The sequence below is a fragment of the Amycolatopsis anabasis genome, from assembly GCF_009765355.1.
Classification (GTDB): Bacteria; Actinomycetota; Actinomycetes; order Mycobacteriales; family Pseudonocardiaceae; genus Amycolatopsis; species Amycolatopsis anabasis.
This window is the reverse complement of sequence record NZ_VTHK01000002.1, coordinates 100,280-115,869: the sequence shown is the minus strand read 5'-3', so window position 1 is coordinate 115,869 and position 15,590 is coordinate 100,280. Positions and strand designations below refer to the sequence as shown.

Below are 15,590 nucleotides of genomic sequence, written 5' to 3'. Positions count from 1 at the left end.
CATCATGCCAACCAGCGTTCCGCGCGGGACGGAGGCCGGTCCCCCGCGATGCTGGCGACCATTTCCAGGACGTGCCGGACCTCGCGCACCCGATGGGTGCGGAACGCCGCCGCGCCCGCCCGCGCGGCGAGCGCGGCGACCGCGAGGGTGCCGGCCAGGCGGTCGTCGACGCCGGCGTCCGACGCCTCGCCGGAGAGCGTGCCGAGCACCGGCCAGTCGCTGTCGGCGAGCGCGCGCACCTGGCCCAACAGCTCGGGGCCGGGGTCGAACGCCGGGGCCACGAGGATCCCCGCACGCGGGACTCCCCGGGCCGCCGCCCGTTCCGCCGGTTCGCCGGGCGCGCAGACGTAGCCGGTGCCGAATTCGGCCGCGACTTCGAGCAGTGCCGCGTCCGGACGGTCGGAGAGCAGGTGGGCTCCGGCCCGGCAGGCGCGCCCGGCCACTTCGGGCCGGGCGGTGGTCACGCCGATGACCAGGCCGGGATGGGTTTCGCGGACCCATTCGACGGCGGGGACGACCCGATCGAGTTCTTCCTCGAGGGTGGAGTCCGCGCCGACCGGCACGCCGCGGAGATCGATGAGGTCGGCCCCTTCCGCCACGGCCCGCCCGATCGCGGCGCGGACGTCCGGCCCGTCGATCCCGGCCAGTACCAACGCCCGGTCCCGGATGACCCGGCGACCACGAAACACCAGGTCAACCGCCGCAGAACGCACCGCCGACACGCCGTCTACCCTTCCCCGATCCAGGTTGCGGTGGAACGCCGCGACCTACCACACGGTAACGCCCGCGGGTCACGAGTCCTGGCGGCGGCGTTCGCGTTTGCCGCGGGCGAGTTCGGTGGCCAGGGCATCCAGATGCTGCTCCCACATCCCGCGGAACCGCTCGAGCCACCGGTCGACTTCCCGCAGCGGCGCCGAGTCCACCGCGTAGAGGCGCCGCGTTCCCTCCGCGCGCACCCGCGCGAAACCGTTCTCCCGCAACACCCGGAGGTGCTGCGAGACACCCGGCTGGGAGATCCCGAACTCCTCCTGGATCACCGCGGTCACCGCGCCGGAGGGCTGCTCACCGTCGGCGAGCAACTCCAGGATCCGGCGGCGAACCGGATCGCCGAGAACATCGAACGCATGCACGAACCAATTATCCCAGCGTGCCCGTATATAAGTCAATTCTGAGATTACGCGGCTCGGCGCCTACCCGGGCGAGCCATCTCTTTACGGCATAAGCTATCGTGTCGTAGTTGCACTTTACGACGTAAAGAGTTGTCGATCCCACCTGGAGTTGACCTGATGCCCGAGGCGAAACTGCACGACGGAACCACCCTGGAAGTGACGGTCTCCGGCAGCGGCCCGACCGTGCTGCTCCCGGTGGATCCGGAGCCGGACGAGGGGCCGCAGGCGGAACAAATGCGGCAGTTCGGCGCCGATCCCGCCCTGGGCCGTTCCCTGATCGACGGCCTGCGGGACGCGTTCCGGGTGGTCGCGTTCGATTACCAGGGCCACGTCCTGCGCGAGCCCAAACCGGACACCCTCACCCCGGACGCCGTCGCCGCCGATCTGCTCGCCGTGGCCGACGCCGCGGGCGCGGACCGATTCGCCTACTACGGGTACTCGTGGCTCGCGTTGAGCGGGCTTCAACTGGCGATCCGGACCGGCCGCCTCTGGGCCCTCGCGATGGGTGGTTTCCCGCCGCTCGGCGGGCCGTATGCCGAGATGCTGCGGGTCACCACGGCCACCCACGGGATGTCCGGCGCCACCCCGAGCACCCCGGCCGCCCCCGAACCCGCTCCGGCCGCGGACGAATTCGACTGGTCGTCGGTGGAGGTCACGATGACCGAACCGCAGACCCGCCAGTTCGTCACGTTCTACCAAGCGCTGCAAGGGTTCGACGACCGCGCCGCCCGGGCGCGGATCGGCTGTCCGCGCCTCTGCTTCGCCGGTTCGGCGGACACCATCGCCTACGACGAGCGCTGGGGCGGGGTGACCGTGGACATCGCCGGCGCGATCACCACCCACCGCCGGGAACTCGAGGAACTCGGCTGGGACGTGCGCGTCCTGGACGGCCTCGACCACACCAAGGCCATGCAGGCCGCGCACGTCCTGCCGATCCTGCGCCCGTGGCTCGATGCGATGCGAGCGCCTGACAACTAACTCAGCGGAGCGTCGCCCAGAACCCGCAGTCGTGTTCGGCGGCGAGGTCGACCGGACGGATCCCGCCGTCCCCGGGCGCGAGCGACTGCGCGTTCGAGTTCCGGAACGGCGACCACTTCGGCAGGTCCCGCCCGTTCGGATCACCGGTCGCGGCGAACCGGGTCCAGTAGCCGATCATCCGGTCGGCCAGCCGCTGCTGTTCCGGGGTGAACTTCGCCGCGAAACCCACTACGTCGAACAGATAGGGCACTTCCGAGAAGTGGAAGGCCCCCGAGGGGAGATCCGGCGGGAACCGGAAGTAGCCCTGCGGGGCGTTCCGGTCGGCGAACTCGTAGGTGTAGACCGGCGTCCGCCCGGCGAGCAGGCGATCGTCGGTGAGCTGCGGGCACGACCACACCCGGTTCGTCGCCACGGCGGACCAGGCCAGCGCCGGGGAACCGTACGCGCTGGACGGATACCGCGCCGCCACCCGGGAAGCCTGCTCGCCGAACGCCTCGCCGAGCATGCGCTGGTACTGCTCCTCGGTGAACGGCTGCGGCGAGTACGCGGCGCTCAACCGGCCCTCGTCGCGGGTGGTCCCCCACATCACCGGCACCCGGTGGAAACGGCCCTGCCGCAACGCGTCGGGCGGGTTCTCCGGTAGCACCCGGGTGCCGAAGGCGACGGTGGTCAGGCCGCTGGTCTCGGGGTCCTTGGCCAGCTCGGCGGCGGGGACGCGGCGCAGGCAGGCCGCCGCGGTCGCCGGATCAGCGCAGCCGAACCGGCCCGCGAACGCGACGCCGTTGGCCTCGCTCCGCGCCAGCGACAGCCACGGTGAGCTGGCCGGTTGACCGTAGACGATCCCGTTCGCGGGCCAGGTGGTCGCGCACGAACCGCTCTGCGCGATCGCGCGGTGGAACAGGCCGCGGGCTCCCGGAGCGGTCAGCTGCGCGCACACGTCGAACGCGCCGCCGGACTCGCCGAACAGGGTCACGTTGCCCGGGTCGCCGCCGAAGGCCGCGGCGTTGCGCCGCACCCAGCGCAGCGCGGCCTGCTGGTCCTCCAGCCCGAAGGCGCCGGAACCGGCCAGCCCCGGATGGGCGAGGAACCCGAACACGCCCTGACGGTAGTTCGTGGTGACCACGACGACGTCCCCGCGGGTGGCGAGCCGCTGGGCGTCGAAGTCGGCGGCGGTCCCGTAGCTGTTGCCGCCGCCGTGCAGCCAGACCATCACCGGTTTGGGCCGCCCGTGCCCGGCCGAACGCGGGGTGGTCACGTTGAGGTACAGGCAGTCCTCGTCGGTGGGCCGGGGGTCGCCGCTGTACGCCTGGGCGCACGGGCTGCTGGGTTTCGTGGCGTCCCGCGGTTCGGACCACGGCCGCGACGGTTGCGGCGAACGCCAGCGCAACTCACCGGTCGGCGGCGCGGCGAACGGAACTTTTTGGAACGTCCGGTATTCCGGGGCCACCGTGCCCCGCACCGGACCGGAATCGGTCCGCACCACCGCGCCGGAACCGTCCCCGGTCGCCGCCTGGGCCACCCCGGCCGATCCGGCCAGCACGCCCGCGGCCGTGACGGCCAGCAACGACCGCACCCACCGTCTGTTTCTTTTCATCGCCATCCCCATTCGTCTCGCGGGCCGGTTCGCCCGTCTCACCCATACGTCGAATTCCGGGCGAGCGGATCGACATCGCCGGAGCAGGATTCCACGCGGCGAACCGGCTTCACCGGGCGCTGGGCAGGACCAGGGCGGCCCAGGCAGGATCGGGCCATCGCCGACGATCCCGCACGGGTAGCCGATGACCTGGCGGTGGAACCGGCGCCGGTCCGCTCCCCTGGCGTTGCCGAGCACGAGCGCGCCCAGTTCACCGAATCGAACCCGCACCGCACTCGGCTAGGCTCGGTCCGGTGAACGGTGACCGCATCCTGGTGTTCGGCGGCTACGGCGCGGTCGGCCGGGTCACCGCCACCGCCCTCGCGCGCTGGTTCCCGGGACGGGTCGTCGCCGCCGGTCGGGACCCGGACCGCGCGCGGGCGTTCGCCGAGGAAACCGCCGGAGCCGTGCGACCGCTGGCCGTCGACGTCACCGACCGCGCCGCGGTGGAACGCGCGGTCGCCGACGCGGGCGTGGTCGTCTGCTGCGTGGAACGGGCGAACGAGGTCCTCGCCCGGATCTGCCTGGAACGCGGTGTCCACTACGTCGATGTCAGCGCCACCCGGTCTGTGCTCGAATCCCTTGAGGGGCTCGACGAACTGGCCGCCACCACCGGGGCGGTCGCCGCGCTCAGCGTCGGCGTCGCACCCGGCCTGACGAACCTGCTCGCGCGCCGGTGCGTCGCCGAACTCGGATCGGCGACCGGAGTGGACGTCACGATCCTGCTCGGCCTGGGCGAGCACCACGGCCAGGACGCCGTCCGGTGGACCGTGGACAGCCTCGCCCAACCGGCCGCGCGCGGCCTCGCCCGCAAGCGGGTCCACCTGCCGGGTGCCGGGCGCCGGACCGCCTTCCCGTTCCCGTTTTCCGATCAGCACACGCTCTCCCGCACACTCGGCGCACCGGTGACCACCCGGCTGTGCTTCGATTCGGCCCCGGCGACCTGGGCGATGTTCGGTCTGCGCCGGATCGGGTTCTTCGCGGCCGCGCACCGGCTCCGGCTCGACGGGCTCCTGACCGCCGCGCTGTCGAGTGTCCACTTCGGACGGGTCAGCTTCGTGGTCCACGCGGCCGCCGTGGACGAGCGCGGGCGCCGGGCCGCCTTCGCGGCGAGCGGCTCCCGGGAGAGCGAGGCGACCGGGATCGTCACCGCGCACGTCGCCAGGCTGCTGCACGCCGGTGGCCTGGCGCCCGGCGTGCACCACCTCGAGCAGCTGGTGGAGCCGGCGGCGCTGTTCCGCGACCTCGAACCGGACGGGATCCGTTTCCACACCGCCGATCCGCGGTGACTACCGGACCACGCTCACGCTCGCGCGGGCCTTGCCGAGGGCGAGCACCACGTCTTCGAGGTCGCGCGGTCCGGTGCGGTGGCTGATCAGGCAGAGCCGCACCGCGGGCCGACCGGCGAGCCGGACCGGGGACACCCATGCCTGTCCACTGTGGACCACGTGCTCGGCGACGGCGTCGTGCCAGCGCACGCTGTGTTCGTGACCGAGCGCGCCCACGTCCGGATCGGCCACGCACACCACCGGCAGCGGGGTGTCGTTCACCCGCCGCCAGCCGTGCTCGGCGAGCCGGTCGGCCAGCAGCGCGCCGAGTTCGACGTCGCGCTCGATCTGCGCCGCGTATCCGGGTTGCCCCACCGCGGCCAGCGCGAGGAACACCTTCAGCCCGGCGAACCGGCGCGACCACTGCACGCTCGTGGTGTACGGGTCACCGGCCGCCTCGGGCGCGGGCATGTAGGCGGTGGTGACGCGGAAACTCCGCGCGAGCGCACCCGGGTGGCGGACGAGGAACGTCCCCGCCCCCATCGGCGCGGAAAGCCATTTGTGCGCGTCGACGGTGACGCTGTCCGCCCGCTCGATACCCGCGAGCAGGGGCCGGAGCCGATCGGACAGGGACACCGCGCCACCCCAGGCCGCGTCCACGTGGAAGTGCAGACCCCAGGCGCGGGCCAGCTCGGCGAGTTCCGGCAGCGGATCGATGGCCCCGCCGCCCGTGGTCCCCGCGGTGCCGACCAGCAGGAAGGGTGTCCGGCCCGCGTCGAGGTCCGCCCGGTGCGCCGCGCGCAGCCGCGTCAGGTCGAGCCGGTGCGCGGAATCGACCGGGATCAACCGGACGGCCTCGCGGCCGAGACCGGTCAGATGCGCGATCTTCAACCAGGCCAGGTGACTTTCCGCCGACGCGTAGAACACCGGCCGTCCGGGCAGTCCGGCCACGCCGTGCTCCGCATAGGACCCGAAGCGGCGGGTCAGCGCGACCACCACGGCCGTCTGGTTCGCCTCCGCACCGCCGACCGTGAAACTGCCCTCGGTGGTGGCCGGCAATCCCAGCCGGTCCGCGAGGAAACGCAGCACGTGCCGCTCGATCTCGACCGCGGCCGGGGCGTGGCTGTAGGCGGCCAGTTGCGGATTGACGCCCGCGGCGAGCAGTTCACCGGCCACCCCCCACCACGTGGGGGTCGGGTTGAACAGCCCGAAATACCGCGGGTGCGTGGTGTGCACGCCCCAGCGCCGCAACACGTCCATCACCTCGGGCAGCGTTTCCTCCGCCGGGCGGCCCGCGTGGAAGTCGTAACCGTCCAGCCATTCCCGGATCCACGCCGTGCCCGGCTGGGCGGGTGCGACCGGGCCGTCCGCCACCCCTTCGGCGTGCCGCACCACGAGGTCGGCCGCGATCCCCAGCAACCGAGCCCCCTCCTCGGACCCCGCGTCCAGCGGTCCCCTCTCCTGGATCTCCGTCATCTTTCCAGCATCTGCCCGCCGGGCCCGTTCCCGAAAGTGGCGGAAACGCCACGTTTCACTAGATTTGCGCCATGCGCCAAAAACCACCCGGGCGGATCTCGGTCGCCGTGCCGATCCTCGAGGACTGCCCGCTGTTCGAACTCGCCGTGCCGTGCGAGGTGTTCGGCCGCGACCGCCGCGATCTCGCCCCGAACTGGTACGAGCTGACCCTGTGCCAGACCGCGAGCGGCCCGCAGCGCACGCTCGGCGGGCTGCGACTGGAGGCGGCGCACGGGCTGAACCCGTTGCGGGACGCGGATCTTGTCGTGGTACCGGCCTGCGAAACACCGGGCTTCCGGCCGCCGGCCGAGTTGCTCGACGCGCTGCGCGAAGCGCACGACCGGGGCGCCCGGATCGCGTCGTTGTGCTCCGGCGCCTTCGTGCTGGCGGCCGCCGGTCTGCTCGACGGGCGCACGGCGACCGCGCACTGGATGCACACCGAAGAGCTGCGCCGCCGCTATCCCCAGGTCCACGTCAACGAAAGCGCGCTCTACGTCGACGAGGGAACCGTCCTCACCAGTGCGGGCACCGCGGCCGGGATCGACCTGTGCCTGCACATCGTCCGGCAGGACTTCGGCGCCGCGGTGGCGGCCGAAGTGGGCCGTCGCATGGTCATCGCCCCGCACCGGGAAGGCGATCAGGCCCAGTACGTGTCGCCGCCCGCACCGGACGTGTCGCGTGCCCCTGGGTTCGCCCCGGTCCTGGACTGGGCGATGCGCCGCCTCCACCAGCGCCTGACCGTCGGGCAACTCGCCGAGCAGGCCGCGATGAGCACCCGGACCTTCGGCCGCCGGTTCGTCGAACATCTCGGGCTCACCCCGCTGAGGTGGCTCAACCAGCAACGCCTGACCAGCGCGCGCACCCTGCTGGAGACGACCGACCTGTCCGTCGACGCGATCGCCGAGCGCACCGGGTTCGGCTCCGGAAACCTGCTGCGCCAGCACTTCCACCGCGAACTCGGCACCACCCCGGGCGCCTACCGCCGCACCTTCGGCGGTGCCCCGGAGGTTTCCGCGCCCGCCAAGCCCTTTCCTTAACCTGTCTTGCCCTGGAAAGTCCATCAGCCGAAGCCAGGTCTCACGTTGTTCCTGCCTTGATTCCGCATAACCCGTCGGTGGGTGACTGAGCGATGCGGGCCTGGTTGAGTTTGCGGTCGTCATCCGGGTGTTGCAGGCTCGGCTCGACGATCGCGCCGCGCCGAGAGCTGTCGCCAGAGCGCGTGGCGGGGAGGGGAGGGTCCATGGCGCAGACGGTCCGTGGCGTTGTCGCGCGGTCGGGGCAGGCGCCGGTCGAGGTGGCCGAGGTCATGGTCCCGGATCCCGGGCACGGCGAGGCGGTGGTGCGGGTGCGGGCGTGCGGGGTGTGCCACACCGACCTGAATTACCGGGAGGGCGTAGTCGACGACACGTTTCCGTTCCTGCTCGGGCACGAGGCCGCCGGCGTGGTGGAGGCCGTCGGCGATGGCGTGGCCGAGGTGGAGCCGGGCGACTTCGTCATCTTGAACTGGCGTGCGTTCTGCGGAACCTGCCGTGCCTGCCGCAAGGGCAAGCCGTGGACTGCTTCTCGCCATTCGGCGCCGCCCAGCCGATGACGCTCGCCGACGGCACTCCGCTCACCCCCGCGCTCGGCCTCGGCGCCCTCGCCGAGAAGATCCTCGTGCACGCGCGGCAATGCACCAAGGTCGAGCCCGATGTCGCACCCGCCGCGGCCGCGTTGCTCGGCTGCGGGGTCGCGACCGGGGTCGGCGCCGCGCTGCACACCGGCGCGGTCGAGCGCGGCGACAGCGTCGCGGTCATCGGCTGCGACGGCGTGGGCAGCGCGGCGGTGGCCGGTGCGCAGGTGGCCGGTGCGACCACCATCATCGCCGTCGACACGGATCCCCGAAGACTGGATTGGGCCCGCGGCTTCGGCGCCACGCACACCATCGACGCGGGCATCACCGACCCGGTGCCGCGGATCCAGGAGCTCACCGGCGGCTTCGGCGCGGATGTCGTCATCGACGCCGTGGGCCGCCCCGAGACCTGGAGACAGGCGTTCTACGCCCGCGACCAGGCGGGGACGGTCGTCCTGCTCGGCGTGCCCACGCCCGACATGCGCCTGGACATACCGCTGCTGGAACTGCGCGTCCGCGGCGGCTCGCTCAAGTCCTCGTGGTACGGCGACTGCCTCCCCTCGCGCGACTTCCCCGCCCTGCTCGGCCTCTACCGCCAGGGCAAGCTCGACCTGGACGCCTTCGTCACCGAGACGATCTCACTGGACGAAGTGGAGCAGGCGTTCGCGAAGCTGCGTCGCCGCGACGTCCTCCGCTCAGTGGTGCTCCTGTAGGGCGAAGCCGTCCGGACGGATCGGTGTCGCCGCAGCCTTCGGGCCGGGAAGTACCGGCGTGAGTCCCCGGGTCACTCCGGTTCACGCGTTTCGGTCAGTCGGGCAGCAGCGGCACCGAGGGCCCCTCGTCGCGCCCGAGGAGCACGGCCCGGGTGATGGCGGCCGAACCGAACCGGTCGCGCACGTTGTCGAGTGTGGAGTCCAGGGCCTGGCCCCCTTGCCCGTCGAACGGCAACGCGAGCTGGACGGAGTCGTCATTGTCCAGGTTGGACAGTGCGAGCCCGATGAGGGTGATCCCCTCGGCCGCGATCTTCGGCCACGCCGCGGTCAGCAGGCCGCGCGCGGTGCCGAGGATGACCTCGGTGTCCGCGGTCGCCTGGACCAGCGTGTGCGACCGCGTCGCCCGGGTGAAATCGGCGAAGCGCATCCGGAGCGTGACCGTGCGGCAGACTCGCCGGGCCGCGCGCAACCGGCGAGCCAGCCGATCGACCAGGGACACCAGGAAGGCGTCGAGCTCGCGGCACGATCTTCGCCGCCGGCCCAGCGCCCGCTGCGCCCCGATCGACCGCCGGCGGCGACCCGTCCGCACCGGCCGCGGATCGTGGTTGTGCGCCAGGGCGTGCAGATGGCCACCCGAGGCCCGGCCCAGCATCGACACCAGATCCGCCGCGGGCAGCGCCGCCACCTCGCCGACCGTGGCGATCCCCCGGTCCCGCAGTTTGCGCGCGGTCACCTCCCCGACTCCCCACAGCCGCTCGACCGGCAACGGGTGCAGGAAGGCGAGCTCGCCGTCGTGCGGGACCACGAGCAGCCCGTCGGGTTTGGCCACCCCGCTGGCCACCTTGGCGAGGAACTTCGTCCTGGCCACCCCGACCGTGATGGGCAACCCGACCCGTTCGGCGACCTCCCGCCGCAGCCGCGCCGCGATCTCGGCGGGGGTGCCGGAGATCCGCCCGAGCCCGCCCACGTCCAGGAACGCCTCGTCGATCGACAACCCCTCCACCAGCGGGGTGGTCTGCTCGAACACCTGGAACACGGCCTTGCTCGCCTCGGCATACACCGACATCCGAGGCGGCACCACGATCGCGTGCGGGCACAACCGGCGGGCCTGCCCACCCGCCATCGCCGTGCGCACCCCGTGCGCCTTCGCCTCGTAACTCGCCGCCAGCACCACCCCTCCCCCCACGATGACCGGCCGGGACCGCAACCGCGGATCGTCCCGCTGCTCGACCGACGCGTAGAAAGCGTCGAGATCGGCATGCAGGATCGGACCCTCGTTCGACACGAACATATGTTCGCATCGACCACCGACATTTCCGGCCGGATCCGCCACGCGACCCCGAACCCGCAGGTAGCTCCTGGTTCAGAGCAGGCCGCGGTGTTGCGCGACGGTCACCGCTTCGGTCCGGCTCGCCGCGCCGAGTTTGGTCATGACCCGCGAGAGGTGCACGCTCGCGGTTTTCTCGCTGATGAAGAGCCGGGCGCCGATCTGCTTGTTGGTCAGGCCGGTGGCGACCAGTTCCAGCACCGCCCTTTCCCGGGGCGTCAGCACGTCCGCGGCCGGTGCCGGGGCGACGTCGCCGAGGGAGATCCGGGCGCGCCGCGCGAGCGTCCGCACGGCGTCGCGCAGCGGGGCGGCGCCCAGCCGGACGGCCGTTTCGTGCGCGGCGCGCAGGTGTTCGCCCGCCTGATCGCGCTCGCCGGTGCCGAGCAGAGCGGCGCCCAGGCGCCAGCGGGCGATGGCGTGCCAGTACGCGATCGACGCCGAATGCTCGGCGGCGAGCCGCCACAGCGCCGGATCGTCGTGACCGCGCAACCGGCTCAGTTCGGCGTCCATCCTGCGGGCGAGCGACCGGGTTTCCGGCGCGCGGCGCTCCAGCGTGCCCTGCGGTGTCTGGGTGCCCTCCCCGTCACGCATCGCGCGCGCGTGCACCTGCTCGCCGTCGGCGACGGCCTGCCGCGCCACGCTCTCGTCCCCGCGCCGACGAGCCTCCTCGGCGAAATCAGCCAGAGCCGCCAAGGCGATCGCGGCCGCCCAGTTGATGGCGTTGATGCTCGCTCGAGCCACGGTCCCCTGCCGGTCGAGCACCGTCCGGGCGCGATCGGTGGCATCGACATACCGCCCGCGCCAGTACGCGGCTTCGGCCAGCGCGATCCCGGTCAGCGTCTCGGTGCGCGCGTCCTCGGTCTGCCCGGCGAACCGGCCGGCGAGTTCGTCGGCCTGGTCGAAACGACCCTGGGCCACCAGGATGTTCACGATCACCGAGGACACCCGAGCCCGGGCCAGCCGGGGCGCGTCCACGAGATCGTCCTCGGCGAGTCCCGCTTCCCAGTCGCCGACCAGGAACAGATCGAACACCTGATTCACCCGGGCGTTGAGCCCGTTTTCGCCCCAGGTCAATCCGACTTCGGCGGCCCGGTGGCAGGCCTGCTCCGACACGCCGAGCGCCTCGCGGAACCGCCCGGTAATGACGTAGTTCGACGAAATGTTCTGCAGTGCGCGCAACTCCACGTCGAACGCGCCGATCGCGGCCGCCCGTTCCGCGGCGGCGTAACCGAGCCGGATCGCCTCGTCGGAGTCGGCTTCCCACTCCGCGAACACCGCGAGGGTGACCAGCGCGTCCGCCTCGACCTCCGCCGCACCGACCTGCCGGGCGTCGGCGATCGCCTGCTCGGCGTAGCCCCGCAGTTCCGCGAGTGCCAGCCCGTGGTTCGAGTTCCACACCCAGGTCCGCGCGCGCAGTGCCAGCACCTTGGCCCGCACTTCGCTCGGCGGCCGGTCGCGCACCAGTTCCCATGCCCGGTCGACGGCCGCGGACACCTCGTCGCGGTGCAGTTCGAACGGGATGAGCGCGACCGCCAGCTGGTGCCGCGCGTCGGCCGCCAGTTCGGGGTCGCCGCGAAGATCGGCCTGTGCCACCGCCGAGCGGGCGAACGTCACCGCTCGCTCCGCCTCACCGGCCGCCGACGCCATCATCGAGGCCGAACGCGACAGGGACAGTTCGTCCGTACCGGTTCGTTCCTCCGGATCCGGCACGACCTCCCACAGTTGCAGCGCCTGCGCGAGGTGGTGCAGGGCCTCGCCCGGCGCGCGCATCTCCCCCGCTTGGGCCGCGGCGCGCACGGACGCTTCCAGCGCGGTGGGCAGATCGTGGCTCTTGAAGCTGTGCTGGGCCAGCGCCGCCACGGCGCCCTGCTCGGCGGCCACCCGGGCGTAACCGGCGTGCAACCGCACTCGTTCTCCCGGCAGCAGATCGTCGTACACCGCTTCGCGCAGCAACGCGTGCCGGAAGGTGTAGCCGTCGTCGGCGGCGACCAGGACGTTGTGCCGCACCGCCTCGCGCAGCCCGTCCTCCAGCACGTCGTCGTCGAGTTCGCAGACCGCGCGCAGGCCCGTGTGCGCCACCGCCTGCCCGGCCCCGGAGGCCGCCCGCACGATCCGCTGGGCCTGGGAACTCAGCCGCTCCATCCGCGCCAGCAGCAGTTCCGCCAGCCCGCTGGACACCCCGCCGCCACCGCCCTGGTGGGCCGCGGTCAGCTCTTCGCAGAAGAAGGCGTTCCCCTCGGAGCGCTCGGCGATCGCGCGGATCGTCGCCTCGGGCAGCGAGCCTTCGGCGAGCGCGGAAACGAACGTCACGGCGTCCGCGCTGCCGAACGGGGCGAGTTCGAGCCGTTCGGCGACCGGCAGCCGGGAAAGTTCGGCCAGCAGGGGCCACAACGGATGCCTGCGATGCAGATCGTCCTGTCGATAGGTCGCTACCACCAGCAGCCGCTGCCGGTCCAAACGCGACAGCAGGAACAGCACCAGGTCCCGGGTCGAGGCGTCCGCCCAGTGCAGATCCTCCAGTGCGAGCAGCACGCACCCGTCGGCGGCCAGTTCGGCGAGCAGACCGTGCACGGCGTCGAACAGCCGCAGCCGCTCCATCGCCTGATCACGCGTACCGCCCGGCGCCGCGGACCCGGCGCCCGGCACCAGCCGGGACAGCACCGGCCGCTCGGTGAGTGCCGCCCGCTGCCCGGCGGTGAGCTGGCCGAGCGCCTCGACGAACGGCAGGTACGGCAACCCGGCCTCGTCCACGTCGAGGCACCGTCCGGTGAGGACGGTCGCACCGGTTTCCCGTGCGAGGCCGACCAGTTCGGCGAGCAGACGGGATTTGCCGACACCGGCGTCCCCGGCGACCAGTACCGCGTTGGCCTCGCCGTCCGCGGCCCTCGTCAACGCGGCACGCAGGAGGTTCAGTTCAGGGCCGCGAGCGATCAACGAAATCCCGGAACCCAGACGAGGCACACCTCATCCTGGCATATGCGCACCGCTCTTGCGGAGGCAGCGGACGAGGTCGCGCAGCCGGGTGTCGGGCAGGTAGGCGCGGCCGAGGGCGATACCGATCCGGGGAAGGTCGGCTTCGTCGCGGTAGCAGAGGTAGAGGGGTTGGTACCGGGGCTGGAACTTGGTTTTGAACGCGTGCAGCGAACGGAAGCCGTAGTAGGGCTCCAGTTTCGCGCCGAGCGTTTCCAGCAGGGCCGCGATCGCGGGCGCCTTCTCCCGGTCCCGGGTGCAGGCCAGCGGGGACCCGGACAGCGACACCGTGCGCGCGCCTTCGGCTTGGAAGGCCAGGCAGGCCGAGGCGATCAGGAACTCGATCACCGGCCGGAACCCGGTGGCCCGCCGCCGCATGAGGTCCAGCGTCCACCCCGTGGTCGTGCCCTCGCCGGTGTGGATGGGCAGCCACGAGGTGAACCCGTGCACCGTGCCGCCCTGGTCGATCGCGAGGCCGACCCGGGTGTCCGGATCGAGGGCGTCGTCGACCCCGCCGAGAGTGAAACCCATTTCGGGCATGCCCTTGTCGCCGATCCATTCCTCGGAGATCTCGCGCACCTGGGTGAGGATCGACCGCGGCTGCTCGGCCAAGGTGACCAGCCGGAACTCGATGCCCTCCTTGCGGGCGCGATTGAGCGCGGAACGCACATCCTGCCACCGCTTTCCGCGCAGCTCGAAGGTCTCCAGGTCGATCAGGGTGTCCTCGGCGACCTGCACGTGCTGCCAGCCCAGCTCGTCGGCGATCGCCCGGGTCGCGGTGCTGGCGGAGAACAGGCACGGCATCAGCCCGGCCTGATCGCACATCTCGGCGAATCCGCGCACGGTGTGCTCGGCGTGGCCGGGCGGGCCGATCGGATCCCCCAGCGCGATCGCGACCCCGGCGTGGCGGCGATGGGCGAGGTAGGACTGCCGGTCGGGGGTGATGAAGTGGAAGTTGTCCGACCACGTGGTCATCCACGACAGCGAACCGCCACCCCACCGCTCTACGAGTGTGCGCGCGGTCTCCGGAGCCGTGGTGCCGCGCGCGTGCCGCAACCGGTACCGGTGGGGCGGCGTCCGGAACGCGCCCCGCGCCACGATCAGCACGCAGAGTTCGGCCGCCCACGGCAAACTGTCGGCCACCAGGAGCGGGACGCCCTCGATGGAGTTGTCCTCGCCCGCGAGGTCACCGAGTGCGAGCACCGCGACCACCACGACCCCCTGGAGCAACGCGAACACCGTCAACCCCACGGCCCAGCGCCACGCCACCCGGCTGCCCCGGCGCAGCCCGTTGCCGATCACCACCACCGCGGCCACCAGGATGATCACTTCGATCAGGGAAGCGGACAGGTCCCGCGACGATCCGAGCGGACCGTCCCCGGGAATCAGCCACATCACCACCTGGGCGGAGGCGACCACCACCAGCCCGACGACGGCGAGCAGGCGCCGCTCCCGGCGGCTCGGCGTCCCCGTCCGCCGCACGCGGTGGCGGCCGACCAACACCCCGGCCAGCGGCAACGCCGCCGCGACCGCCACGAAATGAACCAGATCGGCGAGGTTGCCGACGTAGAGGATCGCGACACCGGCATACGTGCACACCGCGGCCCGGATCCGCCACCGCCACGGCGACCGGATGGCCGCGCTCGCGACGGTGATCGCGGCCAGCGAACCCCCGGAAAACCCGGCGTCGACGGCATGGGAAAGCCGTTCCGCCCATTCCCAGCCGGAGTGCCGGAAGGTCATCAGGATCAGGCACGCCCCGAGCACGCCGACGAGCTGCCCGCCGATCGTGATCGCCGCGGTGCGCCCGGTGCCCAGGCGCCATTCGGTGAATCCGACCAGCAGCGCGAACCCACCCGCCATCGGCAGGTAGAACAGCGGAACCACGGCGAAGAAGGCGCCCGCGGCCACGGTCCACCAGTGACCGTCCTCGAGCGTGGGCACCCCGTAGGCGACGAACGGGTACCAGCTGCGCTCCCGCGCGGGATCCCACAGCGTTCCGGTGCAGATCGACAGCGCCAGCATGGCGATCGTGACCGCCGAGGTGAACGGCAACCGGCGGATCAACACGCCCACGCGGGAAGGCCGCTTCGGCCGCACCGCGACCGGCGCGGGCGCGGCAATCCGCGGCGCGTGATCGGCCTCGTCGACCCGTGTTCGCTGAAGCTCCTCGACTGTCATGTCCCCCTGCCCGATCCCTTTGTGTCTCGACCCGTTTTTCGGATCGACGGCACCGCGCCACGGGCCCGGAATTGTCGCCTGTGGCATTACCCGGGACCGATCGTAGGGACCGGTTACGTACGGGGCATCGGTCGTGCGCCGGATCGCGGTCTCATCCTCAAGAGCGATGCGGATCAGGGGAATCCCCGATACGGTCGGCCTGAACCTCAGGGGTGAGTCAGCGT

Annotated in this window: 10 protein-coding genes and 1 pseudogene; 4 read left to right on the top strand and 7 right to left on the bottom strand. The window is 72.1% G+C overall.

The features are described from left to right. Positions 1-2: 2 nt before the first annotated feature. Together FXO23_RS02685 and FXO23_RS02680 are read right to left on the bottom strand one after the other, a co-directional pair. Positions 3-713 (bottom strand): dihydropteroate synthase, encoded by a 711-nt coding sequence (locus tag FXO23_RS02685; protein ID WP_158880373.1) that lies wholly within the window; start codon positions 711-713, stop codon positions 3-5. Positions 714-791: 78 nt separating this feature from the next. Further along, positions 792-1,130, bottom strand: coding sequence for an ArsR/SmtB family transcription factor (locus FXO23_RS02680; RefSeq protein WP_158880371.1), 339 nt, complete (start codon positions 1,128-1,130; stop codon positions 792-794). Positions 1,131-1,286: 156 nt separating this feature from the next. Between FXO23_RS02680 and FXO23_RS02675 the strand changes: the two genes are divergently transcribed. Continuing rightward, positions 1,287-2,147 (top strand): alpha/beta fold hydrolase, encoded by an 861-nt coding sequence (locus FXO23_RS02675; protein WP_158880369.1) that lies wholly within the window; start codon positions 1,287-1,289, stop codon positions 2,145-2,147. A gap of 1 nt (position 2,148) precedes the next feature. Here the strand turns inward: FXO23_RS02675 and FXO23_RS02670 are convergent, their stop codons facing one another. Beyond that, entirely contained in the window at positions 2,149-3,741 is a 1,593-nt protein-coding gene (locus FXO23_RS02670; protein WP_218951882.1) for a carboxylesterase/lipase family protein, read from the bottom strand. Between the two features lie 293 nt (positions 3,742-4,034). On the opposite strand from FXO23_RS02670, the gene FXO23_RS02665 reads away from it, so the two are divergent. Then, the gene (locus tag FXO23_RS02665; RefSeq protein ID WP_218951881.1) at positions 4,035-5,069 is read left to right on the top strand and encodes a saccharopine dehydrogenase family protein; all 1,035 of its coding nucleotides are present in this window, start codon (positions 4,035-4,037) and stop codon (positions 5,067-5,069) included. On the opposite strand, the gene FXO23_RS02660 is transcribed toward FXO23_RS02665, so the two are convergent. Next, positions 5,070-6,524, bottom strand: coding sequence for a pyridoxal phosphate-dependent decarboxylase family protein (locus tag FXO23_RS02660; RefSeq protein WP_158880367.1), 1,455 nt, complete (start codon positions 6,522-6,524; stop codon positions 5,070-5,072). It abuts the gene before it with no gap. A gap of 71 nt (positions 6,525-6,595) precedes the next feature. On the opposite strand from FXO23_RS02660, the gene FXO23_RS02655 reads away from it, so the two are divergent. Together FXO23_RS02655 and FXO23_RS02650 are read left to right on the top strand one after the other, a co-directional pair. Beyond that, the gene (locus FXO23_RS02655) at positions 6,596-7,600 is read left to right on the top strand and encodes a GlxA family transcriptional regulator (RefSeq protein ID WP_158880365.1); all 1,005 of its coding nucleotides are present in this window, start codon (positions 6,596-6,598) and stop codon (positions 7,598-7,600) included. 203 nt (positions 7,601-7,803) lie between these two features. Beyond that, positions 7,804-8,888: pseudogene (locus tag FXO23_RS02650) on the top strand (S-(hydroxymethyl)mycothiol dehydrogenase). 94 nt (positions 8,889-8,982) lie between these two features. Here FXO23_RS02650 and dinB read toward each other — a convergent pair. The 3 genes from dinB to FXO23_RS02635 all read right to left on the bottom strand — a co-directional run bounded on the left by dinB (position 8,983) and on the right by FXO23_RS02635 (position 15,366). Continuing rightward, positions 8,983-10,179, bottom strand: coding sequence for a DNA polymerase IV (dinB, locus tag FXO23_RS02645; RefSeq protein WP_179956662.1), 1,197 nt, complete (start codon positions 10,177-10,179; stop codon positions 8,983-8,985). A 72-nt stretch (positions 10,180-10,251) separates the two neighbouring features. Then, entirely contained in the window at positions 10,252-13,176 is a 2,925-nt protein-coding gene (locus FXO23_RS02640) for a helix-turn-helix transcriptional regulator (RefSeq protein ID WP_158880361.1), read from the bottom strand. A 3-nt stretch (positions 13,177-13,179) separates the two neighbouring features. Next, on the bottom strand, positions 13,180-15,366 hold the full coding sequence (locus FXO23_RS02635; RefSeq protein WP_158880359.1) for a bifunctional lysylphosphatidylglycerol flippase/synthetase MprF: 2,187 nt from the start codon (positions 15,364-15,366) through the stop codon (positions 13,180-13,182). Positions 15,367-15,590: the final 224 nt, after the last annotated feature.

Bases quoted from the DNA above. Each gene is read 5' to 3' on its own strand.
- FXO23_RS02675 (WP_158880369.1), top strand. From the start codon at position 1,287: ATGCCCGAGGCGAAACTGCACGACGGAACCACCCTGGAAGTGACGGTC.
- FXO23_RS02670 (WP_218951882.1), bottom strand. From the start codon at position 3,741: ATGAAAAGAAACAGACGGTGGGTGCGGTCGTTGCTGGCCGTCACGGCC.
- FXO23_RS02660 (WP_158880367.1), bottom strand. From the start codon at position 6,524: ATGACGGAGATCCAGGAGAGGGGACCGCTGGACGCGGGGTCCGAGGAG.
- FXO23_RS02655 (WP_158880365.1), top strand. From the start codon at position 6,596: ATGCGCCAAAAACCACCCGGGCGGATCTCGGTCGCCGTGCCGATCCTC.
- dinB (WP_179956662.1), bottom strand. From the start codon at position 10,179: ATGTTCGTGTCGAACGAGGGTCCGATCCTGCATGCCGATCTCGACGCT.
- FXO23_RS02635 (WP_158880359.1), bottom strand. From the start codon at position 15,366: ATGACAGTCGAGGAGCTTCAGCGAACACGGGTCGACGAGGCCGATCAC.